The organism is Nocardia arthritidis NBRC 100137 (assembly GCF_001612765.1).
Lineage (GTDB): Bacteria > Actinomycetota > Actinomycetes > Mycobacteriales > Mycobacteriaceae > Nocardia > Nocardia arthritidis.
The window spans coordinates 16,893-41,269 of record NZ_BDBB01000050.1 but is presented as its reverse complement, the minus strand read 5'-3'; the positions used below and the strand labels follow the sequence as shown (position 1 = coordinate 41,269).

The window sequence follows — 24,377 nt, the reverse complement described above, 5'->3', positions numbered from 1 at the left end:
TGCCCGGCGCGTCCACCGCGCCGCCGAATGCCGAGGCCCTCTCGGCTCGAATTCGGTTGTGCCCGAATGCTCTCAGTACCCGCGCGCGGGGTCGATCGGCGCCAGCAGCGGGCGTCCTTCGAGGAATCGCGAGACGTTCGCTTCGACATGGTCGGCGAAGGCCGCCAACCGCAGCTGCGGCGGGTTCGAATCATGGGGAGTGACAATGGCATTCGGCAGCGACCAGAGGGGATGACCGGCCGGGAGCGGCTCTGGGTCGGTGACGTCGAGGCCCGCGCCGCCGATCGCGCCGGAGGCCAGCGCGGCCACCAGTGCGTCGGTGTCGATGAGGCTGCCGCGCGCGACGTTGATGATCCACGAGGACGGCTTGAGTCGCGCGAGTTCGTCCGCGCCGACGAGATGCCTGGTGGCGGGCGTGGCGGGCGCGGCGATCACCACGTGATCGGTGTGCGGCCAGACCCGGCCGAGATGATCGGCGGAAATCGTCTCGACCGAAGAGGGAATGCCGGGGCCGGTGACCGGACGCCCGCTGCGGTTCACCGCGATGATGTGCGCGCCGAGCGGAACCAGCATCGGGATCAGCGCGCGGCCGATGCCGCCCGCGCCCACGATCGTCACCGTCTTGCCGCGCAGCGTGCCGACGTGCGGAAAGAAGTCCTGTTGCCGCCAGTCCGAGGCGCGCAGATGCTCGGGCAGGTAGCGGACACCCGCGAGCAGCAGCATGAGCGCGTGCTCGGCCACGCTCGCCGCGAAAGCGCCTGCGGCGGAGGTGAATCGCACACCGGGATGCCTGGCGATGACGCCCGCGGCGAACCAGTCCTCGACGCCTGCGGCCGGAAGCTGCACCCACTCCACACCGGCGGGTAATTCGTCCGGGAACTCGCCGGCGTCGCCGGCCCAGATCAGCCCGCGCGCCTCGCCGAGATCGGAGAGGGTGGCGCCCGCCCCCACGACGGCTTTCTCCAGCAGCGTGGGAGGTGGGTCGGCGGGGCCGATCGCGATCGTCACTGCCGGTCGGTTCATGGACGGACCTCCTTCGGAGCAGTAGGAACGTGGTCGCGAGCGAGACGTTGCGACCGTAACACCGCCCGGCGTGCGCCGACCGGTCACAGGGTGTGCGTCCGGCGCCGCGCTAGGCTTCGCTCTGCTCCTCGTCGAGCTCCACGTCCACCTTGTCCCGCTCGGCCCACTCCAGGAGAGGATCCAGGTGGAACACCGCGTCATCCATGCCCGCGTGCAGGTCGCCGAGTTCGGCGAAGCGAGCGGGAACGGAGGCCATGGTGAAGTCGCGCGGATCGATGTCGGGAATTTCGTCCCAGCGTACCGGTGTGGAGACCGTGGCGGCGGGGACGCCGCGCACCGAGTAGGCGGCGGCGATGGTGTGATCGCGGGCGTTCTGGTTGTAGTCGACGAACAGCATCTTCGGATCGCGGTCGCGCCGCCACCAAGTGGTGGTCACGTCGTCGGGCGCCCGCCGCTCGACTTCACGGGCGAACGCGAGCGCCGCCCGGCGCACGTCCTGGAATCCCTGATCCGGCGCGATCCGCACGTACACGTGCAGGCCCTTGCCGCCAGAGGTCTTCGGCCACCCGACGGCGCCGATCTCGTCGAGGACCTCGTGCACGACCCCGGCGACCCGTCGCACTCGTGACCACGGGCAATCCGGCATCGGGTCGAGGTCGATGCGCCACTCGTCCGGACGCTCGGTATCGGCGGCGCGCGAATTCCACGGATGGAACTCGACCGTGGACATCTGCACCGCCCACAGGACGTCGGCGAGCTTCTCGACGCACAGCTCGTCGGCATGCCGCCCATAGCGCGGGAAGTACACCCGCACAGTCGGAATCCAGTCCGGCGCGCCGGCGGGAAGCCGCTTCTGATGCACCTTGTCGCCCGCGAGTCCTTTGGGAAAACGGTGCAGCATGCAGGGCCGGCCGCGCAGCGCGTTGACGATGCCGTCCCCGACGCTCAGGTAGTACCGCGCCAGGTCCAGCTTGGTCGCGCCGGTCTCCGGAAAGTAGACGCGGTCGGGGTTGGAGACGCGGATCGTATGGTCGCCGACTTCGAGTTCGATCGCCGACCCGGTGGATTTGCTGGCCACGGGTCGACTGTAGTGGGCGAGGCGCGGGAAAGCCCGGCACGACTTCGCGCCGGCGCCCGCTTTGCCGCGGCCGGGTTCCCGGCGTTGCACCGCTCTGGTATGCATACCGGTATGAGCAAGGCGACGCGCGTGACCGTCACGCTGGATCCGCAGGTGGCCGAGTGGGCCAGGGAGGTCGCCGATCGCCAGAACCGCAGCCTGTCGGCGGTGATCAACGCCGCGCTGCGCTCCACGCTCGTGCACGACAGCCTGACGGCGCTGACCATCGACGAGGAGGCCGAGCTGGCCGCCGCCTACGACGACGTGACACTCACCCAGGCCGCCGAAGACGATGCCGCCGGCGCCGCATGAGACGCGGCGAGATCTGGCGCTACGCCCCGACACTCAGTGACGGCACCCCTTTCCCGCGGCGTATGACGGTCGTGCTGGTCTCCGACTCGGCGGTGATCACCTCGCGCTATCGCTGGCTGCAGGTCGTCCCGTTGCGCGACGCCGATCCCGGGCATGTACTGGCCACTCTCACCGAGCACGGCTGGGCCGACACCTTGAAACTGCACCGCGCGTACCGCCCCTGGCTCACCGAACATCTCGGCATACTCTCCCCGGAGGAGACGGAATCCCTCGACGCCCGCCTGCGGGCCACGCTGAGTTTGTAGGTGCCGCGCCTTCGGGCGGCGTGCCCGCGCACCGTTGTGGCGAGCCGGGACCGCGTACGGCGCATGCTAGGTCTGCGTGCTTCACTCGGAACCAGGAGTCGAGCCGGTGTGGTACGTGAGGCGGAAGCCGCGCGGCCTCGGGCCCACCGTCTTCGCTGCGGTCGCAGGCACACCGACCCACGCCGGTGAGCGTGTTGCGCGGCGTCGAGTCCATGAGCGGGGAAGCCTCGTCCGCGGCCCCCGACCGTTGTCGCTATGTCGGCGTGGCCAACGCGAACGGCAGGATGGCGTCGGCACCGGCCGTGCGGAGTGCGTGGGCGGCGACGGTGAAGGTCCAGCCGGTGTCGGTGATGGTGTCGACCAGCAGGATCGGGCCCGGCACGTCGGTGAGGTCGGGGATCTCCCAGGAGTCGAACAGTCCGGCTACCCGGTGTGCGGAGTTGGCCGCCGAGACGGGTGGGCGGTCCGGGCGGGTGCGCAGGGTGCCGAGGTCCCGCAGGCGGCCGACCTCGGCCAGCCGGGCGGCGAGGGTGGCGGTGAGCACGGGGTAGCGCGGGGATTCCAGGGCGAGCACCGACCTCGGGCGGGTGGCCCAATCCCATTCGCGCAGCACGGCGACGCAGGCGTCGAAGACCGCGTCGGGGACCGGATCGTCCGGGCCGTCCAGCAGCGCCCGTAGTCGCTGCCCCCAGCCGAGATCGGTCAGTCTGCCGAGGACGCGGCCGGTCTCGGCGCCGCCGGTGATCTTGCCGGACAACGGGACTCCCAGCTTGGCCATACCGGTGGGCCACTGCTTGCGGGGCGCGAGATCGATGCCGGGGCGGTCGAGCCGGGCCTTGGTGGCGGCCACCGCGTCGGCGGCGACGGTGCGGTCGGGGCGGCTGCCGGTGCAGTTGTCGCAGCGGCCGCAGCCGGGCGAATCGGCCGCGTCGGAGGACAGGCCCGGGTCGTCGAGCTGGCGGCGCAAAAATTCCATCCGGCAACCGGTGGTGGATTGGTAATCGATCATGGCCTGTTGTTCGGCCTCGCGGGCGATGGACAGGCGCTCGTAGCGCTCGGTGTCGTAGGTCCACGGACGGCCGGTGGCGATCCAGCCGCCGCGCACGCGGCGCACCGCACCATCCACGTCGAGCACCTTCAGCACCATCTCCAGCCGGGAGCGATTCAGCTCCACCAGTGGCTCCAATGCCGCGGTGGACGACGCCCGATCGGAGTCCAGCGCGTCGAGCACGGCGCGCACGATGTGCTCACGGGGGAACGCGACGGAGGCGAAGTAACTCCAGATGCGTGCGTCCTCGGGGCCGGGCAGCAGGATCACCTCGGCCCGGTCGGTGCCGCGCCCGGCGCGTCCCACCTGCTGGTAGTAGGCGATAGGGGAGGACGGCGCGCCGACGTGCACCACGAACCCGAGGTCGGGTTTGTCGAAGCCCATGCCCAGCGCGGAGGTGGCGATGAGCGCCTTCACCTCGTTGTTCAGCAGCGCCGCCTCCAAAGCCTCGCGTTCGGCGGGGTCGGTCTGCCCGGTGTAGGCGGCGACGGTGTGGCCGTGCGAGTTCAGTACGTCGGCGAGATCGTGCGCGGCGGCGACGGTGAGCGTGTAGACGATGCCGGAGCCGGTCAGCCGGCGCAGATGGCCGCTGAGCCAGGCGGTGCGTTCCACGGCGTCGTCGAAGCGGACCACCGACAGGTGCAGCGATTCGCGATCCAGCGTGCCGCGCAGCACCAGGGTGTCGGTGCCGATCTGGGTGGCGACGTCGGTGACCACCCGGTCGTTGGCGGTCGCGGTGGTCGCGAGCACGGGGACGCCGGAGCCGAGGTCGGCGATCAGCGTCCGGATGCGCCGGTAGTCCGGCCGGAAGTCGTGCCCCCAGTCCGAGACGCAGTGCGCTTCGTCGATCACCACCAGCCCGGCGTCGGCAGCGAGCCGGGGCAGGACCTGATCGCGGAAGTCCGGATTGTTCAACCGCTCCGGGCTGACCAGCAGCACGTCGACCGCACCCGCGGCGACGTCGGCGTGGATCTCGTCCCACTCGGTGACATTGCCGGAGTTGATGGTCGCCGCTACGACCCCCGCGCGTTGCGCCGCTGCCACCTGGTTGCGCATCAGCGCGAGCAGCGGCGACACGATCACCGTCGGCCCGCGCCCCGCCCTGCGCAGCAGCTTCGCGGCGATGAAGTACACCGCCGACTTTCCCCAGCCGGTGCGCTGCACGACCAGCGCCCTGCGCCGCCGAACGACGAGCGCCTCGATCGCGGTCCACTGGTCCTCCCGCAGCCGAGCGCCGGCACCGGCCAGCTCGCGCAGCAGCTGTTCGGCGTGCTCACGCAGGTCGGGGGCGGTGAGGTCGATCGAAGACGCGCCGGTGGCCGTGGTCATGCGCTCCATCGTGCCCGACGACTCCGACAGGTGGCCGTGCGCCCGGCCGCCGCCTACCGGGTCAGCCGCGCGGCGCCTTCCGGCCACACGATCTCGACCGGCACGTCACGCCGGTGAGCGGCCGCGACTACGGATCCGGTGCCGCCGCGCTGCCCGGCCTCGCCGTCCCACACCGCGATCAGCCGATCACACGACGCCAGCATCGTCTCGTTCGCCGCTTCGTAGGCGTCGCGCCCCGCGTTGTCGAAGTCCATCACCCGTACCGCCGCCGCGCGATCGACGAGTTCGTCGAACAGGTCGGCGTGGTCGGGCCGCACCTGCGCTTCCCGGTAGTTCCGCGACGGCAATATCACTTCGAGCTGCCCACCGGCATCCAGGACAGCCTTGGCGAACATCGAGTCGGCGCCGCGAGCCAGGCAGCTCACGCCCACCAGGTCCGCGGCGGGGTACGCGGCGAGCAGTTCACCGACCACGGCGGACACCAGCGGCTCGGTGGCGGGCGTGAAGTTCGTATGCCCGGTGACCCCGATGCGCACCATGCAGGTTTCTCCTATGCCGTCCTCACCTGCGGTCTCGCAGCTCAGTCCCGAGTTTCACATGCGCGCCACGCCTGGTGCGCATCTTTCCCAGGCGGTCGCGGCGGCCGGCTCGCCGCCGGTCGGACTCGAGCGGGACGCGCGGTCGCCGCTGCCAGCTCGGCCAGCCGGGCGCGGACGAGGTCGGGGCGTTCCTCGATGATGAAGTGGCCGCAGTCGCGGACCAGTTCCAGCCGGTAGTCATCGGCGCGAGCGGTTTCGGCGGAGGCGAGCGACGGATGGACCGCCGCGTCCTCGACGCCGAACAGGGCCAGGATCGGCACCCGCGCTCGGCGTTGTTCGCCGCGCCCGGCCGACCGGGGCACTTCGCGCAGCAGGAATGTGCGGTAGGTGTCGGTCGCCGTGCGGGCACAGACGGGGTCGCGGAAGCGGTCCGCGTAGGTCCGGATCACCTCGGCTCCGAACGCCTCGCGATGGCGTACGGCGCCGGCGAAGACGAACTGCTCCAAGAAGCGGGTACGCCGGTGCAGGTAGGTGCCGAATGCCGCGACGGCGGGCTGGTAGAGCAGCAACCGCCAGGCGTGCGGGAGGAAATCGCGCGGCGTCTGCCACGGATGGGCGATGTTGAGCGCCAGCAGCGCGTCGAATCGCTCCGGCTCGCGCAGCACGAGCAAGTGGGCGATGTAGCCGCCCCAGTCGTGGCCGACCAGTAGGACGCGGTCCAGGCCGAGCGCGTCCAGCAGCGCGAGCAGGTCGGAGGCGACGTCTTCCTTGGCCCACCGGTGCGGCGCGGGACCCGACCAGCCGTACCCGGGCAGATCGGGCGCGATGATCCGCAACCCGTCCGGTGGATCGGCGAGCAGGTGACGGTAGGCGTAATGATGCTCGGGCCAGCCGTGCAGCGCGAGCACCGGGCGTCCGTCCGCCGGACCCGCCTCGGTGACGTGGAAACGCACGCCGCGGGCGGTCACCTCCGACCGGCGCACGCCGGGGATATCCGGCGGCCCCGCCGCCGGGTCGGAATCCGGAGCGGGTGCGAAGAAGGACGGCCGCCAGGGCATACCCGATGGTATCCGGGAAGCGGGCGGCGGATCCAGACGGCGACGGTCAGCCCTTCACGCAGAGCACCTGACGCAGCGTCGCGACCACGTCGACCAGGTCGCGCTGTGCCTCGATGACCTCGTCGATGTCCTTGTACGCGGCCGGGATCTCGTCCACCACGCCCGCGTCCTTGCGCGACTCGACGCCCTCGGTCTGGGCGATGAGATCGGCCACGGTGAACTGCCTCTTGGCCGCGTTGCGGCTCATCCGCCGTCCCGCGCCGTGCGAAGCCGACTGGAACGAGGCCGGATTTCCTTTGCCGCGCACCACATACGACCGAGTACCCATCGAGCCGGGGATCAGCGCGAGATCACCCGCGCCCGCACGCACGGCGCCCTTGCGGGTGACCAGCATCGGCACGCCGTCGATGAGCTCCTCCGCCACATAATTGTGGTGGCAGCTGATCGGCTGCTCGAAACGCACGCCCCGCTCGGCGAATTCGGCGGCGACCGCACGGCAGACCAGGGCGAGCATCACCGCACGGTTGCGCGCCGCGTACTCCTGCGCCCAGGTGAGGTCGCGGCGGTAGGCCTCCATCTCCGGCGTGCCGGAGACGAAGACCGCCAGGTCGCGGTCGGGCAGATCGACGTTGTGCGGCAGCGTGCGCGCGATCGCCATGTGCCGCTCGGCGAGTTCCTTGCCGATGTTGCGGCTGCCGGAGTGCAGCAGGATCCACACCCGCTGCTCCTGATCCAGGCAGACCTCGATGAAGTGGTTGCCGCCGCCGAGCGTGCCCATCTGCTTGTGCGCCTTGGACTCGCGCGGCTGTACCCGGGCGTCCAGTGTGCCGAACGAACCCCAGAAACGGTCCCAACCCGCGCGCAGCGGCGTAGTGCTCGCGCCGAGCCCGGCCACCTGGGCGCCGAGCCGGGCGACATCCACGGCGTCGTGATGGGCCTGGAAGCCGACCGGCACCGCCGCCTCGATCCGCGACCGCAGCGACCGCAGGTTGTCGGGCAGATCCGCGGCGGTGAGGTCGGTGCGCACGCTCTCCATGCCGCAGCCGATGTCCACGCCGACCGCGGCGGGCGACACCGCGTCCTTCATCGCGATCACCGATCCGACCGTGGCCCCCTTGCCGAGGTGCACGTCGGGCATCACGCGGACGCCGTGGACCCATTTCAGCGCGGCGATGTTGCGCAGTTGCCGGAGCGCGGACTGCTCGACCTCGTGCTCGTGGGCCCACATGAGCGTCTGCGCCTTGGTGCCGCGCAGCTCGACGGGAAACATGGTCTCGATCCTTCCGTTGATCTTCACCGTCAACGGTAGGGACCGCCGGCACCCGGCGCACCCCAATATCCGGCCGACCCGGACGGTGGAGGTTCAGCCCACGGGGTGTTCGAATCGTGCCCGGTAGACGCGCCCGGCATTCCCGTGGGCAATGGCGTCGACCAGCACCTCGGCGTCGGCGGTGGTGATCGCGTCCTCGGCGATCCACTCGTCGATGAGCTTGCCGAGCCCGCGCCGCCAGAGCAGGGCGCCGAGGTAGTGCAACTCCGGGAGTCCGTAGCCGTCCGAGGAGTAGCACAGCGCCCGGAACGGAGCCAGCTCCAGCGTCTCGGCGAGCACGGCCCCGGCCCGCTGCCCCACATAGGGAATGGTCAGGCCGAGATCCAGGTGGACGTGATCGAAGACGTGCGCGAGGTAGGCGGCATGGCGATGGAAGGGCCAGCAGTGCAGCAGCATCACCGACAGCCCGGTGCCCGCCGTCCGGCGCAGGAAATCGGTGAGCAGCAGCGGGTCACTGTGCCGAAGGCGCAGATCGGGGTCGCCGAACCCGGTGTGGAATTGCAGGGGCAGACCGAACTCGGCGCCGATCCGCGCCCCGAGACCGACCAGCCAGCCGAGCACGTGCGGATCGGAGAGCCGGTGTTCGGGCGCGAAACTGGTCGGCGGGTGATCCCGCACCGGGAAGTCCAGACCGCACCGGTAGGCGACGATCGTCTTCAACCCGACGGCATGGGCGGCCCGCGCGCGCAGTTCCGCCTCGATCCGCTCGTAGACCCCGGACACCGCGCCGACCTGTGCGACGACCCGCTCGGCCACCTCCTCCAACCGGATCACCTCGCGTACCTCGCCGTCCACCAGGGCGGCGAAATCCGCCGTGCCGCCGCCGATTCCGGTGTCCAGGCACCACCGGGTCACCCCGGTGGCGCGCAGCAGTCGGGTGGCGACCTCCCGGGCGCCGAGCCGTGCGCGATGACGCAGGTAGACATCCGGGCTGACATGGGCGGGCAGGTCGAGCGCGGGGGCGCACCAGCGGCGCACCGCGAGCCCGATCGCGGAATCGAAACTTCCGTGCGCGCCCTCGCCGAGCAGGCGCTCGAAGCCGCGCCGGTCCAGGTTCCCGGTGTGGACGCCGTGGCAGTGGTGATCGGTGAGCCGCACCCCGTCGGTGAGCATGTCAGAACCGCCAACGCGTCAAGCCGACCAGCTCTTCGGCGCTCGCGGCGGCGTACCGCTCGGCCTCCGCGCGACGCACGGTGAGCAGCGCGTCGTGCAGTTCGGCGCCCATGGCGTCGGCCAGCACCGCGGACGCGGCGAGGTGGTCGGCGGCTTCGGCCGGTGTGGTGGGTAGGCGGCGCACATCCGACATCATGCGTGCTTCGGCGTCGAAAGTTGCGGGATCCCCGGCGATCTCGGCCGGAAGGCGTAGGCGTTCGGCCACACCGGCGAGCCCGGCCGCGATCACCGACCCGACGATCAGGTACGGATTGCCGGTCGCGTCGAGACACTTGATCTCGGCGTTGGCGGCCCACCCCTCGGTGCCGCGGACTCCGGTGACGAAGCGCAGCGCGGCCTCTCTGGTCTCGCGGCCCCAGCACTGCCAGACCCCCGCCCAGCGCGACGGCACCAGCCGCAAGAAGCTTGCCGGATTGCCCGCGCCGACCGCGACCAGCGCGGGCAGTTCCCGCAACACTCCCGCCAGGAACGCCTCACCGGTCCGCCGCATGCCGTGCGGGCCGTCGCCGCCCGCGAACAAGGGGCCCTCGTCGTCGGTCACCGACAGGTGCAGGTGCGCTCCGGAACCGGCGCCGCCCGGCTCGATACAGGGGGCGAGCAGCGCCCGCCAGCCGTACCGCGCGCTCATCTGACGGATTGTGTGCCGGACCAGCACGGCCTCGTCCGCGGCGGCGACCGGCTCGGACGGTTCGACCGACAACTCCAGTTGCGCGAGCGCGTATTCCGGATGGAACTGCGCGACCGCCACACCTTGCCGTTCGAGCGCGGCGACCAGGTCGGCGGCGTATTCGGCGACCTGCCCGAGCCGCACGATGCCGTAGGCGGGGCCGTGGATCGCGGGTGTGAAGCCCTCGGTGTCGTCGGCGCGGCCCACTGCCCATTCGGTCTCGAAGGCCATGGCCAACCGCAGTCCGGCGGCCTGCGCCGCAGCCGTCTGGCGTGCCGCGAAGTGCCGCTGGCAGGCGACGAAACGGGTGCCGTCCTGGGTGTATTTGTCCGTGGGCGCCCACGCCCAGCCGGGCTGGCAGGCCAGTACGGTCAGCCCGGCCAGATCCGGGATGAGTCGCAGATCGCCGTCGGGGCCGCCGAGATAGCGCCCGACCGCCATCACGTCATCGAAGGCGAAGGTCTCGAAGCACGGCGACACCCCGACGCCGTACCGGGACGCGAGATCCAGCCGCTTGCCGGGGACGGCTTTCACGCGCGTGATGCCCGCGTTGTCCACGAAGCTCAGGGCGACCATGGACGCGTCCAGCCCTTGGATCGGAGTGGTGTCGCCGTCGGCGGGGATGCGATCCGGCGTGGTGGCCATATCCTCACGATATCGGCTCGGGCGCTGCGGGAGCCGTTGTGGCGCGCGCCGCTACTCCGCGGCCGGAGCGGCGGTGATCTCCTCGCGGGCGGACCGTCATATCGCCGGACGGTAGTCGCCCGGCCCGGGCCGCGCACGTGACCGCGCGCCCGCGTCGGCGCGGCCCAGCGGGTGGGATCGGCGCTGCGCCCGGTGCGTAGGCTGTACCCATGACGGTAGGAACGACCACCCAACCGGATGTCCGTGCGGTGGTGCACGAGGCCGCGCGTAAGGCCAGGGTCGCGTCGCGGGCGCTGGCCCAGCTGACGACCGCGCAGAAGAACGACGCACTGCACGCCGCCGCCGACGCGCTGCTCGCCGCCGCCGATCGGGTGCTGGCCGCCAATGCGGAGGACATCGCAGCGGCGCGGGCCGCTGGCACCGAGGAGTCGCTGCTGGACCGGCTGCGGCTGACCAAGCCCCGCATCGACGGCATCGCCTCGGGGTTGCGGCAGGTGGCCGGGCTGCCCGATCCGGTCGGTGTGGTGGTGCGCGGCTCGACCCTGCCGAACGGGCTGGAGATCAGGCAGGTGCGCGTGCCGCTCGGCGTGGTGGGCATGGTGTACGAGGCCCGGCCGAACGTCACCGTCGACGCCTTCGGGCTCGCGCTCAAGTCCGGTAACGCCGCCCTGCTGCGCGGCTCGTCCTCGGCGGCGCGATCGAATGCCGCGCTCGTCGCGGTGCTGCGCGAATCGCTTGCGGTGCAGGACATCCCCGCCGACGCCGTGCAGCTGCTGCCGAGCGAGGACCGGTCCAGCGTCACCCATCTGATCCAGGCTCGCGGCCTGGTCGACGTCGTCATTCCGCGCGGTGGCGCCGGGTTGATCAACGCGGTCGTCCGCGACGCGCAGGTGCCCACCATCGAGACCGGCACCGGCAACTGCCACGTCTACGTGCACGCCGCCGCCGATCTGGCCATGGCGGAGCGGATCCTGATCAACGCCAAGACCCGCCGGCCCAGCGTGTGCAACGCGGCCGAGACCGTGCTGATCGACGCCGCCATCGCGGACACCGCGCTGCCGCGGCTCACCGACGCGCTGGAGCGTGCCGGGGTCACCATCCACGGTGACCTCCCCGGCCAGGTTCCGGCCACCGACACGGACTGGGGCGAGGAGTACCTCACCCTGGACATCGCGCTCAAGGTCGTCGACGGCCTGGACGCGGCGGTGGAGCACATCAACACCTGGGGCACCGGCCACACCGAGGCCATCGTCACCGGCGACCTCGCCGCGGCGCGCGAGTTCACCGGCCGGGTCGACGCCGCCGCCGTGATGGTGAACGCCTCCACCGCATTCACCGACGGCGAGCAGTTCGGCTTCGGCGCCGAGATCGGCATCTCCACTCAGAAACTGCACGCGCGCGGTCCGATGGCCCTGCCGGAACTGACCTCGACGAAGTGGATCGTCTGGGGCGAGGGGCAGATCCGGCCGGTCTGACCGGTGTGCGCGGCGGCCGCGGACGATGCCGAGTCGGTGTCCGCGCCGCGCTGCCGTAGCGTGGGGGATGGTTCGGAAGAAAGGTGCCGGGTGGTGTCGGAGAGCGCAGTACAGGAGCCGGTCTTCTCATCGGTGGAAGACGTGCTCGAACGGTTGGCGAGCACGGGCTACCTGGCGGACAAGGCCACAGCCACCTCGGTGTTCCTGGCCGATCGCCTGGGCAAGCCGCTGCTGATCGAGGGACCGGCGGGTGTGGGCAAGACCGAGCTGGCGCGTGCTGTCGCGCAGACCTCGGGCGCGGAGCTGGTGCGGTTGCAGTGCTACGAGGGCGTCGACGAGGCCCGCGCGCTGTACGAGTGGAATCACGCCAAGCAGATCTTGCGCATCCAGGCCTCCAGCGAGAACGACTGGCAGGAGACGAAGGCCGACGTCTTCACCGAGGAATTCCTGCTGTCGCGCCCGCTGCTGACCGCGATCCGGCGCACCGATCCCACGGTGCTGCTGATCGACGAGACCGACAAGGCCGACGTCGAGATCGAGGGCCTGTTGCTCGAGGTGCTCAGCGATTTCGCGGTGACGGTGCCGGAGCTGGGCACGATCACCGCCAGCCGCAAGCCGTTCGTGGTACTCACCTCGAACGCCACCCGGGAGCTGTCCGAGGCGCTCAAGCGCCGCTGCCTGTATCTGCATCTGGACTTCCCGGACGAGGAGCTGGAGCGGCGCATTCTGGCCAGCCGGGTCCCGGAGCTGTCGGCGGCGGTCGCCGCGCAACTGGTGCGGATCGTGCACGTACTGCGCGGCATGCAGTTGAAGAAGCTGCCCTCGGTCGCGGAATCGATCGACTGGGGCCGCACTCTGCTGGCGCTGGGCCTGCGGGATCTCGACGACACGACCGTTCGCGCCACTCTCGGTGTGGTCCTCAAACACCAGAGCGACCACCAGCGCGCGCTGGCCGAACTGAAGCTGGCCTGAGCCGTGGCGGCCGGGTCGGTCCCCGCCGAGGTCGCGTCGCTGAGCGCGCCGCACGGTATCGCGGGGCATCTGGTCGGCTTCGTGGAGGCGCTGCGGGCGCGCGGCATACCGGTCGGCCCCTCAGAGACGGTCGACGCGGGCCGTGTGGTGACCGTGCTCGATCTGATGGACCGCGAGGTCCTGCGCGAAGGACTGGCGTGCGCGTTACTGCGGCGCACCACCCACCGCGCGACCTTCGACGGCCTGTTCGATCTGTGGTTCCCGGTCGCTGTCGGAGAACGCGCCGCGGCCGGGGACGAGATCGAGATCCCGCACACGCGTTCGGGTGACGTGGACATTCCTGCCCTGCGCGAACTGCTGGCGCAACTACTGGGGCAGGAGTCGGCGACCCCGCAGCTGGAGGCGCTGGCCGCGCAGCTGGTGGAGCAGTTGGGCCAGTACCAATCCGCCCGCGGCTCGTCTTTCTCGTCGTATCAGGCGCTGAAAGAAGTGCAGCCGCAGACGTTGCTGGCGAAGATCCTCGCGGGTATGGGACTCGGGCCGGACGCGAGCGAGTTCGACGCCGAGATCGCCCGCCGCGCCGCCCGGCAGCGCATCGCTGGTTTCCGCGCGACCGTCGAGGCCGAGACCAGGCGGCGGGTCGCCGAGCGGATCGGCCGCGAACGTGTGGCGAGCTACGGGGTGGCCCGCCAAGCCGAGGAAGTCGATTTCCTGCGCGCCTCCGAAGCCGAACTCTCCGAACTCAAGCGCAGCACCCAGCGGTTGGCTCGCATCTTGGCCGCGCGCCTCGCCGCGCGTCGCAGACATGCCCGCCGCGGCGCCATCGACCTGCGCCGCACCCTGCGCGCATCCATGTCCACCGGCGGGGTGCCCATCGATCTGGTGCACCGCAAGCCGCGGCCGGGCCGCCCCGAACTGGTGCTGCTGTGCGATGTCTCCGGTTCGGTGGCCGGCTTCAGCAACTTCACGTTGCTGCTGGTGAGCGCGCTGCGCGAACAGTTCTCCCGGGTGCGCATCTTCGCGTTCGTCGACCAGATCGATGAGGTGACCCGATTCTTCGACCCGCACACCCAGCTGGATCGGGCGATGGCCCGGATCTTCGGCGAGGCGAGCGTCGTCGGGCTGGACGGGCACTCCGACTACGGCAACGCGCTGGCCGGGTTCGCCAGGGATTATCCGGATGCCGTCACCAGCCGCAGCTCGCTGCTGATCCTCGGTGACGCCCGCACGAACTACCGTGACCCCGAGCTGGACACGCTGCGGTCGCTGGTCGAGGTCGCCAAACACGCGCACTGGCTCAATCCGGAGCCGCGCAGCCAGTGGGGCTCCGGCGATTCCGCCGCCGACAGATATCGCGATGTGATCGAGATGCACGAATGCCGCTCGGCCAAACAGCTCACCGCGGTTGTCTCGCGGCTGCTGCCGGTGTAGAAGACCGGCATGGACGATTCCGCGCTGCTGAGCTACTGCCTGGCGAAGCCGGGCGCCTGGCAGGACGAGCCGTGAGAAGGCGACGTGGTCGCCATCGTGCGCAAGCTGCCGAAGAGCAAACGTCCGACCGCCTGATCGAAAGGGTTCGTTAAGCGAACCTTTGGCGTGCGCCGACAAGATCGGCGGCCATGGTGAACAGAACGCCGCACGATCCGGCGGCGGTGCACAACAACTATTCGTTCCAGGTCGACCTGCGCGGGATAGTCGATCTGCTCTCGCATCACCTCTACTCGAGCCCGCGGGTCTACCTCCGCGAGCTGTTGCAGAACGCTGTCGACGCGGTCACCGCTCGCAACCGGCTGGATCCGTCGGCACCCACCGCGATTCGGCTCACCGTAGGCGAAACCGGTCTGCGAATCAGCGATCCCGGCATCGGCTTGACCGAGACCGACGTCCACCGGTTCCTCGCCACCATCGGCCGCTCGTCCAAGCGGGACGACATCGAAGGCGCACGACGAGAGTTCCTCGGGCAGTTCGGGATCGGCCTGCTGGCCTGCTTCACCGTCGCCGAGACGATCCGGATGGTCACGCGATCGGCGACCGACCCGACGGCGCCGCCCGTCGAGTGGCTGGCCTCGGCCGACGGTACCTATTCGGTGCGCGCGCTCGATCCGGCGGACTACGCCGAGCCGGGCACCACCGTATGGCTCACCGCGCGTGGGGGAGCACGGGAGTGGTTCCGGCCGCGGCGGGTGACCGATCTGGCGCGTGAGTTCGGGTCGCTGCTGCCCTACGAGGTGACGGTGGAGTCGGACGCAGGGGTGACGACGGTCACCGAGGGTGTCCCGGTCTGGCGGCGCGTGTTCGCGTCGGCGGACCAGCGCAGGGCCGCCCTGCTCGAATACGGGCGCCGGACGCTGGGCTTTCCCCCGCTCGACGTCATCGAACTCGAGGCCGGTGCGGCCGGGGTCAGCGGTGTCGCCTATGTGCTGTCCCAGCCGGGGAACCCGTCCGACAGCAGTGCGCACCGGGTGTACCTGAAGGGGATGCTGCTGGGCGACGCGGTGCGCGGCGTACTGCCGGACTGGGCGTTCTTCGTGCGCGGTGTGATCGACACCGACACACTGCGGCCCACCGCGTCGCGGGAGGGACTCTACGAGGACGAGCGACTCGCGGTCGTGCGTGAGGTGCTCGGCGATCGGATCCGGGACTGGCTCACCGAGATCGCCGCCGAACAGCCGCAGCGGCTGGCCGCGTTCCTGTCCGTACACGCGCTCGGGGTGAAGGCGATGGCCAGGCATTCAGCCGACCTGCTGCGGATCATGCTGCCGCATCTGCATTTCGAGACCACCGACGGGCGCGTGCCGCTCACCGAGTTCGCCCGCAACCACCGCACCGTGCGGGTGACCGCGACGGTCGAGGAGTTCCGTCAGGTGGCGGCCACCGCCGCCGCGCAGGGGATCGGCGTCGTCAACGGTGGCTACGCCTACGACCGCGAGCTGGTCGCGCAGCTGCCCCGGCTACTGCCCGGCGTCGAGGTGGTGGACCTGGACGCCGGCGCGATCACCGCGGCGCTCGACCCGGTCGACCCCGGCGAGGAATCGGCGCTGGCCCCGGTGCTGGCGCTGGCGCGGACCGTGCTCGACCCGCTCGCGTGCGATGTGATCGTGCGCGCCTTCCATCCGGTCACGGTGCCCGCGCTCTACCTCGACGGCCGCGCCGCCCGCAACGAACGCGCCAGGGCGCAGACCGCCGAGGACGCCGACGAATTGTGGACCGAGATTCTCGGCGCCTTGGCGGTCACGACGCCGCGTGCTCAGCTCGTGCTCAACCACCACAGCCCGATCGTCCGCAGGTTGTCCCGCATCGGCGACCCGGCCTTCCTGAGAACGGCGGTCGAATCGCTCTACGGCCAAGCGCTGCTGATGACCCACCGTCCGCTGAACGCGGCCGACACGGCGTTGCTCAACCGCGCCTTCGGCGAATTCCTCGGCTGGGCAACCGAACGCGCCGCCGACCGCGGCGAAGAGACGGAGTGAGCATGGACGCCGCCGAGATCAACGCCGCACTGGCGCACATCTACGCGCTGCCGCACGGCCGGACGCGGACCGAGCGACTCGAGACCCTGGCCGCGGCCGCGAAAACCGGTCCGGATCGCGCGCTCGAAGGAAGGGTGCTGCTGGAGCTGGCGCAGTCCTACACCTACGCGGGCGAACGTGATCTGGTGCCCGTCGTCTACGGCCGGTTGCTGCGCGTCTACGACGATCATCCCGCCGAACTGGGCTCGATGACGCATTCGGTGCACTGGTACCTGAAATGGATGACCTGGGGCATGGTCGACAACCCCTCGATACCGCTGTCCACGATCGATCGCTGGTTCGACGAGCTGGACAACCGCTACCGGCAGCGCGGCTACAGCCTTCGCCCGGTGCTGGCGCTGCGCTCCGAACTCGCTCGCGAGATCGGTGACACCGCGGCCGCCGCCGCGTGGCTGTCGCGGGCCAGGGCCGCCGCGCGCGACAGCATGTCCGACTGCGACGCCTGTGAGCGCAGCGAATGGGGCGTGACAAGCGTGTACCTCGGCGACGACGAGGCCGGGCTGGCGCAGTGGAAACCCGTGCTCGACGGCGACCGGTCCTGCGCCGAGGAACCGCACCGCGTGCTGGCCGAGGCATTGCTGCCGCTGGTGCGCACCGGACGCGTCGCTGCCGCGCGCGGCGCGCACCTGACCGGCTACCCCTTGGTCCGGCACATCGAGGACCTGCGTCCGTCGGTGGCGTTGCACGTGGAATTCTGCGCGCTGACCGGTAACGAGGCGCGCGGACTCGAGATCCTCGCCGAACACACGAGCTGGCTGACCGACTCCGGCGCCGACGCGGGCGCGCGGCTCGCGTTCGCGACCGGCGTGTGCGTACTGCTGCGCAGGCTGGTCGCGCTGCGCCTCGGCGATCTCCCGCTGGCGGACGGGACGGTGGAATCGGTGCGCGCGAGGCTGGAAACCGAGATCGGCGCGCTGTGCGCCCGCTACGACGCCCGCAACGGCAACAGCGCGGTCAGCCTGCGCACGGCCGCCCGGCTCGCCGCGCAGCCGCTGCTCGAGCGGCTGCCGCTCGGTGTCCGCAGCACGCTGCCTCGCCCCGCGTGCATGCCGGACAATGCTCCGGCGGAGGACGACTTCTCCGGCGATCGGGCCGGTGAGGTGCGCAGGCTATCCCAACTCGGCGCCGCCCGGCTCGCCGATACGCCCGAGGAGGCGGAAGCGCATCTGCGGGAAGCGCTGGCGCTCGGCACGCCGGTGCTGACCGGGGAGGAGGCCGCTCGGCTCGGCGCGCAGCTGGTCATCGCCATCGCGAGCCAGCCGGACCGCGAGCTCGATCTGGCCGACGCCGCGGTGCGCGCCGCCGCGCGCTGGGAGGGGCTGTCCGAACCGGACGTGCTGCACCACACCGTGGTCGCCGCGCGCGCGTTCCACCGCGCCGAGCGCCACGGCGAGGCGGTCGCCCTGTTCGAACAGGCGCTGGCCGGCGGTGCCATCCCGTATCCGTCCGGCGAGCTGGCGGTGGTGCGCGCGCAGTTCGGCCGCTCCCTGGACGCACTCGACCGCCACCGCGAGGCCGCGCGGCAATTCCTCGAAGGGGCGCGTCTGGTCGAGCACGATCCGGAGCGGACGAAGCTGCACGCCGAGCTGGCGTGGTCGGCCGCCGCCGCGCTCGAGCACTGCGGGCAGGACGAGGAGGCGGCGGCGGCCTACCGCCGCGCCGCCGAGCTGTGGGCACGGCTGGACGCGGTGGCGGCGCGGGCGGCTTGCCTGCGGTCGGCGGCTTGGCTCCAGGTGACCCCCGGAGCCGATCCGGAACCCTGGCTCACCTCCATGCGGACGCTGACCGCCGAGTTGGCGGTGCTGGCCGATCGGTCGGCCGAGGCGGCGGAGGAACTCGCGCACACCCGCGAACAACTGGCTCGCATGCTGAGAATCAGCGGCGTCCCGGAAACCAGCGCCTGAGGCTTGCGGCGGGGCCGGACTGCGGGCGGGTGTCCCTAGTTCGGTGCCCGCTCCCCGCTGACCGGCCCGTGCGGGCCGGGCGCGACCCGTTAAGCTCGGCAGTCATGCACGAGAGAGGTCGGCGCGGCCGCAAGCTCGGGGTGATGGGCGGCACGTTCGACCCCATCCACCACGGGCATCTGGTCGCCGCCAGCGAGGTCGCGCACCGGTTCGACCTGGACGAAGTGATCTTCGTCCCGACCGGGCAACCGTGGCAGAAATCGCACAAACAGGTCAGTCCGGCCGAGGACCGGTATCTGATGACCGTCATCGCGACCGCGTCCAATCCGCGGTTCTCGGTGAGCCGCGCGGACATCGATCGCGGCAAGATGACCTACACCGTCGACACCCTGCGGGAGATGCAATCGGCGTATCCCGGTGCCGAGCTGTACTTCATCACCGGTGCGGACGCGTTGGCCAGCATCCTGACATGGCAGGATTGGGCGGAACTGTTCGACCTGGCGAAGTTCGTCGGGGTGAGCCGTCCGGGGTACGAGCTGAACATCGATCACCTTCAAGAGCATCTGCGGGATCTTCCGGCGGATGCGGTGACCATGATCGAGGTCCCCGCGCTGGCGATCTCGTCGAGTGAATGCCGTCGCCGCGCCGCCGAGAACCGGCCGGTGTGGTACCTCGTCCCCGACGGCGTGGTGCAGTACATATCGAAGCGGCACCTGTATGTGCCCGGAGCAGCGGAAGGTAGCTGAGCGTGAGCGAGCGCAGCGAGGTGCGGGCATGACGGCGTCGACCGAGTCGGTGGAGATCGCGCAGGTCGCCGCGCTGGCCGCGGACGAGAAGCTGGCATCGGACGTGGTGGTGCTCGACGTGTCCGAGCAGCTGGTGATCACCGACTGCTTCGTGATCGCGTCGGCGCCCAACGAACGTCAGGTCAACGCCATCGTCGACAACGTGGAGGAGAAGCTCCGGGCGGCCGGGCACAAGCCGGTCCGGCGCGAGGGCACCCGCGAAGGCCGCTGGGCGCTGCTGGACTACGTCGACGTCGTCGTGCACATCCAGCACAACGACGAGCGCAATTTCTATGCGCTGGAACGCTTGTGGAAGGACTGCCCCGTCGTGCCGGTCGCCGGCCTCACCGGGCCTCCGCAGACACGCTCGGCGGCGACGGAGGATGAGGCGCGATCGTGAGCAGACATGCCGGCGTGCGCACTTTGATCCTGTTGCGCCACGGGCAAACCGAATGGAACGCCGCCGACCGTATGCAAGGCCAGATCGACACCGATCTCACCGAGCTCGGTCGCAGGCAGGCCAAAGAGGCGGCGCGCGAACTGGTTTCGCGCAACGCCATCGCAATCCACTCCTCGGACCTGCGCAGGGCCTTCGACACCGCGACGGCACTGGCCGAGCACACCGGCCTCACCGTCGTGCCCGACACCAGGTTGCGGGAGACCAACCTCGGCGACTGGGAGGGACTGACCCACCTGGAAGTCGACGCCGACTACCCGGGCGCGCGCATGACGTGGCGGCTGAACGCGGACTACACCCCGCCCAACGGGGAGAGCAAACTCGAGGTCGGGGCGCGGTCGCTGCCGGTGGTGCGGGAGCTGCTGGTCGAGCGACAGGACTGGCCGGGCCGGACTATCATCCTGGTGGCGCACGGCGGGCTGATCGCCGCCCTCACGGCCGCGCTGCTCGACCTGCCGCCGCAGAACTGGCCGATCCTCGGAGGACTGGCCAACACCAGCTGGGTGCAGCTCAGCAGTCACGGCCCGAGCATCGAACAGCCCGGCTGGCGCCTGGATGTGTGGAACGCAGCGGCGAAGGTAGCACCGGATGTCCTCTGAAGAGCCGATCAGATCGGTCCCCGACGAACTGTTCCGTAAGGTGTCGGCCAAGCCCGAACGGCAGTTGCCGGACGCGTTGTTCGGCGGACCGACACCGGCTGCCCGCGAACCCGAACCAACGTCCGAGGATGCCTCGGGCTCGGCCGTGGAAAACAACGGCCGGTCCGAGTCCGCCGAGGAATCCGACGCGGAGGACGATGCATCCGCCGACATCGTCTCCGGAGCGGAGCCGCGACTGCACGCCGCCGCCTCGCACGTCGCCACCATGAACGACGCCACCATGAACGACGCCACCATGAATGTCGCCACCATGAACGACGCCCCGGAACCGGTCGCCGAGGTGGCGGAAGCGCTCGACGAATCGATGGCCTCGGTTGCGGACGGAGCCGGGGCAGCGGTCGCCGAATCTTCTGCCGCAGTACCGGATGGATCCCTGGAGTCCGACGAACCGGATGCTATGAACGCGGACGAGGTCGCGGTGGAGGCGCTCGCGAAATCGGTTGTCGCAGCGCCAGATCAGTTCGCGGCAGAGTCCGATGAACCGGTTGCTATGGCGGCGGACGAGGTCGCGGCCGACGCGCTCGCCGAATCGACCGCTGCCGCCTCGGAATCCGTTGCCGCCGACGAGTCGGCCGAAACACGCGACGCCGCTCGCCCGGTGCTGCTGGTGATCGCCGACTCGCTCTCCTACTTCGGGCCCAAGGGCGGGCTGCCCGCCGACCATCCGCGCATCTGGCCGAACCTGGTTGCCGCCGAGCTCGACTGGGACGTCGAATTGGTCGCGCGGATCGGCTGGACCTGCCGCGACGCCTACTGGGCGCTGATCGGCGATCCCCGGGTGTGGGCCGCGGTGCCGCGTGCGGGTGCGGTGGTCTTCGCGGTCGGCGGTATGGACACGCTGCCCTCGCCGCTGCCCACCGCCCTGCGCGAGCTGATCCGCTACGTGCGCCCGCCTGCTCTGCGCCGGGTCGTGCGCGCCACCTACAACTGGCTGCAGCCCAAGCTGTCGAAACTCGGCAGGCCCGTTGCGCTTCCGCCGAAGGTGAGCGTCGACTATCTGGAACAGTCCCGCACGGCGCTGGCGCAGTTGCGTCCCGGCCTGCCCATTGTCGCGGTACTGCCGTCGGTGCACGACTGCGCGGCCTACGGTCGCGTGCACTCCGGCAGGCCACGGGCCGTCGAGGCGCTGCGCGCCTGGTCGGGCCGGACCTCGGTGCCGCTGGTCGACCTCGGTGAAGCGGTGCGCGAGAACATCTTCTCCGGCGAGGCGAACCCGGACGGCATCCACTGGGGCTGGGACGGGCACACGGCGGTGGCCAACGCGATGGTGAAGACCCTGCAGGAGGTTCGGTAGTCCGTGGCAGTCGTGGTCGTCACCGATTCGTCCGCCGGTCTCCCTGCCGAACACCTCGACGAACTGGATATCGCCGTTGTCCCGCTGCACGTCCTGGTCGGTGACCGGGCGATGCGGGAAGGCGTGGATCCCGTCGACATCGACTACGCCTCCGACACCGTGACCACCTCGGCCCCCTCACCCGGTGAGCTGCGCGAGGTCTACGAGCGGGCCTGGGAACGCAGCGGCGGCGACGGCGTTGTCGCGGTGCATCTCTCCCGTCGGCTGTCCGGGACCTGGGAGGCCGGGCGACAGGCCGTGCGCGACATGGACGCCGCCGACCGCGTCCGCCTGGTCGACTCCCTGGGGGCCGGGCTGGCCACCGGGCTGCCCGCGCTGGCCGCCGCGCGCCGGGCCTCGGGCGGGGCGCCGCTGGACGTGGTCTACGACGCGGCGGTCGCCGCCGCCGCGCGTGCACGCACGTTCATCCTGGTCAATCGCACCGAACAGCTGCGCCGCGGCGGCAGGCTGTCGTCGGCGGCCACCTTCTTCGGCAGCGAGCTGGTCACCAAGCCGCTGTTGCACATCGTCGAAGGGCGGCTGGAACTGCGCGAGAAGGTCCGGACGCGCTCCAAGGCGTACACGAAACTCGTCGCCGCGGCGGTCGACGCGGCCGGCGAAGACGGCGCCGCGGTGGCCGTGCAGCACCTCGGCGCCGAGGACGCCGCGCGGACCGTCGCGGGCCAGTTGCGCGAACTCGTCCCCGGCATCAAGGAACTCATCGTTGCCGAATTCGGACCCGCGCTGGCGGTGCACTTGGGGTTGGGGGCGCTGGGCGTGCTGGTGGTGCCGGGCGGGTGTCACTGAACGGCGCCGCGCACAGCAATCTCGGTGATCCGAATACGGGCGAGTTGTTCGTCCTGTGGTTGGCGTCGGGGCACGAGTGTGTCGAGGCCGCCGCTCACCGTTACCTCGGTGGACTGGGAGCATCCCGACGCGGTGACATTGCGCGCGGAGCCGGCTGCCGAGGTCGGGCCGCGCTATGCGCATCTGGCAAACAGCTGTCCACGAATCCGAATGCCGTCGACCCGGCAACCGTGCACAGCACCTTCGTGAAAGTTCTCTTCGCGGGCACAGCGTGCCTGGCGCGCCGACCTGAGCGCAGCGCGATCGGCGCGCTCCGGCCGGAACCCGCGCTGGACCTTGTCCCGGGAAGTTCGTATGCGGCCTACACGCGTGTCTGGAGGGAGGCGCCGACCGGCCGAGGGCGAGTTGTGCACAGCGCTGCGGTTATCAACAGGTGTGTCTGATCCGCTGGTCGGGCGAGTTTTCCGGACGTGCGGCGGCACTACCGTCGCGGCCATGTCACGACAGGACGAACGCGAGCGGGTACGACGGCGATTGGGTGAACTGACCGCCCGGGTGGGCGCGGGCAGAACGGCCGGTGCGGGCACCGAGCCGGAAGCCGCGCGGGCGCCGTCTGTTTGGGCGACAGCGCGATCCCACAGCGGCGAACCCGTACGAAGGATCGGGCAGCCGGATCGTGCGGGCGAGTCGAGGACCGCCCAGGCAGCAGCCCGACACGTGGGGCGGTCCGGCGCGGGGGCGCGTCCGCCGTTCCCCCGCGAAACCTCGTCACCGGCAGCGGTTTCGAGATCGGCGAGTCGCGCGCCGCGGGTCGACCGCCCCCAGCCGGCGGCTGGGGAAGCGCCGTCCGCACCTAGTTCTGGCGGGACAGCGGTGGAAAGCCGGTCGACCGGATCCGAGGAGGACCAGGACTGGCGCGGATCGACACACGAAGAAGGCTTCGCCGATGGTAATTCGCAACAGGGTGAACCAGGGCCGGACGATAGTTCCGGCGGGGCGGGGAAATGGGATCTCTTGCGGTTGCCCGGCAATCCGGCGCCCGACCGGGAGTCCGAAGACGATGTCGGTCGCGTCCGGTCCCCCGGCTGGTTGGCGGAGCCGGTGACCGGGCCCGACTGGCGGCACCGCCTCGTGCCCGAACGATTGCGAGGCATCCGGCTCGATCCGGGGCGTCGCGGGGTGCGTGCGCTCGCGCTCGTCGGGCTCGCCGCGATGGTCGTCGCCGGTGTGATCGTTTTCCGCGAGCGCCCGATCGCCCAGCCGGTGCCACCGTTGGCGCTCGGGCAGACCGTCGCCTTGGCAACACCGAGTACCTCCACTTCGGCGAGCGCCGTCGCGGCACCGCGGGAGCGAGTCGACCCGACCCCGCCGACGGCCGAATTGGTCATCAGCGTGGTCGGCCTGGTCCAGCGCACCGGTTTGGTCCGCCTCCCCGAAGGTGCTCGTGTCGCCGACGCGCTCGCCGCCGCGGGCGGCCCGAGCACAGGCGCGGACACCACCGGCCTGAATCTGGCGCAGCGGTTGTCCGACGGCGACCAAGTGCAGGTCGGCCCGGTCGCACCCAGTCCCGGCGGGCCGCAGCAGAGCAGCGGCACGATCGGGGCGGGCGGGCGTCCGTCCTCCGGGTCCGCCGCCACGCCGAGCCGCCCGGCGGGCTCGGCGGGCCGGATCGATCTGAATGCGGCGTCCGAATCCGATCTCGACGCTCTTCCCGGTGTCGGGCCGGTCACCGCTCATGCCATCGTCAGCTGGCGTGCGGCCAACGGCCGCTTCACCTCCGTCGAACAACTCGGCGAGGTCGACGGCATCGGACCCGCCAGGCTCGCCCGGCTGCGGGATCTGGTGCGGGTATGAGTGCAGGCGGTTTGATCGAGCTGGTTCGCCGGAGGCAGGGATCTCGTGCGGAGTC

21 protein-coding genes are annotated in these 24,377 nt (G+C 70.8%); 13 read left to right on the top strand and 8 right to left on the bottom strand.

The window, feature by feature from the left end; genetic code table 11:
- Positions 1-72: 72 nt before the first annotated feature.
- Positions 73-1,023 carry a D-isomer specific 2-hydroxyacid dehydrogenase family protein gene (locus NA8_RS28245; RefSeq protein WP_063053373.1) on the bottom strand — a complete coding sequence of 317 codons (951 nt, stop codon included), beginning with the start codon at positions 1,021-1,023 and terminating at the stop codon, positions 73-75.
- A gap of 109 nt (positions 1,024-1,132) precedes the next feature.
- On the bottom strand, positions 1,133-2,101 hold the full coding sequence (gene ligD / locus NA8_RS28240) for a non-homologous end-joining DNA ligase (protein ID WP_063053372.1): 969 nt from the start codon (positions 2,099-2,101) through the stop codon (positions 1,133-1,135).
- A 111-nt stretch (positions 2,102-2,212) separates the two neighbouring features.
- Between ligD and NA8_RS28235 the strand changes: the two genes are divergently transcribed.
- Positions 2,213-2,452: a DUF6364 family protein gene (locus NA8_RS28235; RefSeq protein WP_063053371.1), complete on the top strand. Its 240-nt coding sequence runs from the start codon at positions 2,213-2,215 to the stop codon at positions 2,450-2,452.
- A complete protein-coding gene (locus NA8_RS28230) occupies positions 2,449-2,757 on the top strand; it encodes a hypothetical protein (protein ID WP_063053370.1) in 309 nt (102 codons plus the stop codon). Before NA8_RS28235 ends, NA8_RS28230 begins: the two co-directional genes overlap by 4 nt.
- A 253-nt stretch (positions 2,758-3,010) precedes the next feature.
- On the opposite strand, the gene NA8_RS28225 is transcribed toward NA8_RS28230, so the two are convergent.
- From NA8_RS28225 to NA8_RS28200, 6 genes are all read right to left on the bottom strand, one after another.
- The gene (locus NA8_RS28225) at positions 3,011-5,143 is read right to left on the bottom strand and encodes a RecQ family ATP-dependent DNA helicase (protein WP_157106964.1); all 2,133 of its coding nucleotides are present in this window, start codon (positions 5,141-5,143) and stop codon (positions 3,011-3,013) included.
- Positions 5,144-5,187: 44 nt separating this feature from the next.
- Positions 5,188-5,673, bottom strand: coding sequence for a hypothetical protein (locus NA8_RS28220; RefSeq protein WP_174550147.1), 486 nt, complete (start codon positions 5,671-5,673; stop codon positions 5,188-5,190).
- 41 nt (positions 5,674-5,714) lie between these two features.
- Entirely contained in the window at positions 5,715-6,731 is a 1,017-nt protein-coding gene (locus NA8_RS28215) for an alpha/beta fold hydrolase (protein ID WP_084467147.1), read from the bottom strand.
- Positions 6,732-6,777: 46 nt separating this feature from the next.
- A complete protein-coding gene (locus NA8_RS28210) occupies positions 6,778-8,001 on the bottom strand; it encodes an RtcB family protein (protein ID WP_063053387.1) in 1,224 nt (407 codons plus the stop codon).
- A gap of 93 nt (positions 8,002-8,094) precedes the next feature.
- Positions 8,095-9,174, bottom strand: a complete 1,080-nt coding sequence (locus NA8_RS28205) for an amidohydrolase family protein (protein ID WP_063053369.1) — start codon at positions 9,172-9,174, stop codon at positions 8,095-8,097.
- Position 9,175: 1 nt separating this feature from the next.
- Positions 9,176-10,546 (bottom strand): type I glutamate--ammonia ligase, encoded by a 1,371-nt coding sequence (locus NA8_RS28200; RefSeq protein WP_063053368.1) that lies wholly within the window; start codon positions 10,544-10,546, stop codon positions 9,176-9,178.
- A 209-nt stretch (positions 10,547-10,755) separates the two neighbouring features.
- Between NA8_RS28200 and NA8_RS28195 the strand changes: the two genes are divergently transcribed.
- The 11 genes from NA8_RS28195 (at position 10,756) to NA8_RS34125 (ending at position 24,322) form a co-directional block, all read left to right on the top strand.
- Positions 10,756-12,021, top strand: coding sequence for a glutamate-5-semialdehyde dehydrogenase (locus NA8_RS28195; RefSeq protein WP_063053367.1), 1,266 nt, complete (start codon positions 10,756-10,758; stop codon positions 12,019-12,021).
- A 90-nt stretch (positions 12,022-12,111) separates the two neighbouring features.
- On the top strand, positions 12,112-12,993 hold the full coding sequence (locus tag NA8_RS28190) for an AAA family ATPase (protein ID WP_040865516.1): 882 nt from the start codon (positions 12,112-12,114) through the stop codon (positions 12,991-12,993).
- Between the two features lie 3 nt (positions 12,994-12,996).
- Positions 12,997-14,424, top strand: coding sequence for a vWA domain-containing protein (locus NA8_RS28185; protein WP_063053366.1), 1,428 nt, complete (start codon positions 12,997-12,999; stop codon positions 14,422-14,424).
- Positions 14,425-14,612: 188 nt separating this feature from the next.
- Positions 14,613-16,463 (top strand): HSP90 family protein, encoded by a 1,851-nt coding sequence (locus NA8_RS28180; protein ID WP_063053365.1) that lies wholly within the window; start codon positions 14,613-14,615, stop codon positions 16,461-16,463.
- 2 nt (positions 16,464-16,465) lie between these two features.
- Positions 16,466-18,427 carry a hypothetical protein gene (locus NA8_RS28175; protein WP_063053364.1) on the top strand — a complete coding sequence of 654 codons (1,962 nt, stop codon included), beginning with the start codon at positions 16,466-16,468 and terminating at the stop codon, positions 18,425-18,427.
- Positions 18,428-18,531: 104 nt separating this feature from the next.
- Positions 18,532-19,173, top strand: coding sequence for a nicotinate-nucleotide adenylyltransferase (gene nadD / locus NA8_RS28170; RefSeq protein WP_084467145.1), 642 nt, complete (start codon positions 18,532-18,534; stop codon positions 19,171-19,173).
- A 28-nt stretch (positions 19,174-19,201) separates the two neighbouring features.
- Positions 19,202-19,612 carry a ribosome silencing factor gene (gene rsfS / locus NA8_RS28165; protein ID WP_063053362.1) on the top strand — a complete coding sequence of 137 codons (411 nt, stop codon included), beginning with the start codon at positions 19,202-19,204 and terminating at the stop codon, positions 19,610-19,612.
- Entirely contained in the window at positions 19,609-20,268 is a 660-nt protein-coding gene (locus tag NA8_RS28160; RefSeq protein WP_373283853.1) for a histidine phosphatase family protein, read from the top strand. The genes rsfS and NA8_RS28160 overlap by 4 nt, the downstream gene beginning before the upstream one ends.
- A gap of 550 nt (positions 20,269-20,818) precedes the next feature.
- Entirely contained in the window at positions 20,819-21,622 is an 804-nt protein-coding gene (gene octT, locus NA8_RS35830; protein ID WP_439957426.1) for a diglucosylglycerate octanoyltransferase, read from the top strand.
- Positions 21,623-21,625: 3 nt separating this feature from the next.
- Complete coding sequence (locus tag NA8_RS28150; RefSeq protein ID WP_063053361.1) at positions 21,626-22,468, top strand: DegV family protein; 843 nt, start codon at positions 21,626-21,628, stop codon at positions 22,466-22,468.
- Positions 22,469-23,488: 1,020 nt separating this feature from the next.
- Positions 23,489-24,322, top strand: a complete 834-nt coding sequence (locus tag NA8_RS34125; RefSeq protein ID WP_245664039.1) for a ComEA family DNA-binding protein — start codon at positions 23,489-23,491, stop codon at positions 24,320-24,322.
- Positions 24,323-24,377: the final 55 nt, after the last annotated feature.

What these genes read in the sequence shown, in the direction of transcription:
- NA8_RS28235 (WP_063053371.1), top strand. Translation starts at nt 2,213, where the DNA reads ATGAGCAAGGCGACGCGCGTGACCGTCACGCTGGATCCGCAGGTGGCC.
- NA8_RS28200 (WP_063053368.1), bottom strand. Translation starts at nt 10,546, where the DNA reads ATGGCCACCACGCCGGATCGCATCCCCGCCGACGGCGACACCACTCCG.
- NA8_RS28205 (WP_063053369.1), bottom strand. Translation starts at nt 9,174, where the DNA reads ATGCTCACCGACGGGGTGCGGCTCACCGATCACCACTGCCACGGCGTC.
- NA8_RS28195 (WP_063053367.1), top strand. Translation starts at nt 10,756, where the DNA reads ATGACGGTAGGAACGACCACCCAACCGGATGTCCGTGCGGTGGTGCAC.
- NA8_RS28220 (WP_174550147.1), bottom strand. Translation starts at nt 5,673, where the DNA reads ATGGTGCGCATCGGGGTCACCGGGCATACGAACTTCACGCCCGCCACC.
- NA8_RS28210 (WP_063053387.1), bottom strand. Translation starts at nt 8,001, where the DNA reads ATGTTTCCCGTCGAGCTGCGCGGCACCAAGGCGCAGACGCTCATGTGG.
- NA8_RS28230 (WP_063053370.1), top strand. Translation starts at nt 2,449, where the DNA reads ATGAGACGCGGCGAGATCTGGCGCTACGCCCCGACACTCAGTGACGGC.
- rsfS (WP_063053362.1), top strand. Translation starts at nt 19,202, where the DNA reads ATGACGGCGTCGACCGAGTCGGTGGAGATCGCGCAGGTCGCCGCGCTG.
- NA8_RS28225 (WP_157106964.1), bottom strand. Translation starts at nt 5,143, where the DNA reads ATGGAGCGCATGACCACGGCCACCGGCGCGTCTTCGATCGACCTCACC.
- NA8_RS28175 (WP_063053364.1), top strand. Translation starts at nt 16,466, where the DNA reads ATGGACGCCGCCGAGATCAACGCCGCACTGGCGCACATCTACGCGCTG.
- nadD (WP_084467145.1), top strand. Translation starts at nt 18,532, where the DNA reads ATGCACGAGAGAGGTCGGCGCGGCCGCAAGCTCGGGGTGATGGGCGGC.
- NA8_RS28245 (WP_063053373.1), bottom strand. Translation starts at nt 1,023, where the DNA reads ATGAACCGACCGGCAGTGACGATCGCGATCGGCCCCGCCGACCCACCT.
- octT (WP_439957426.1), top strand. Translation starts at nt 20,819, where the DNA reads ATGGCGGCGGACGAGGTCGCGGCCGACGCGCTCGCCGAATCGACCGCT.
- NA8_RS28180 (WP_063053365.1), top strand. Translation starts at nt 14,613, where the DNA reads ATGGTGAACAGAACGCCGCACGATCCGGCGGCGGTGCACAACAACTAT.
- NA8_RS28215 (WP_084467147.1), bottom strand. Translation starts at nt 6,731, where the DNA reads ATGCCCTGGCGGCCGTCCTTCTTCGCACCCGCTCCGGATTCCGACCCG.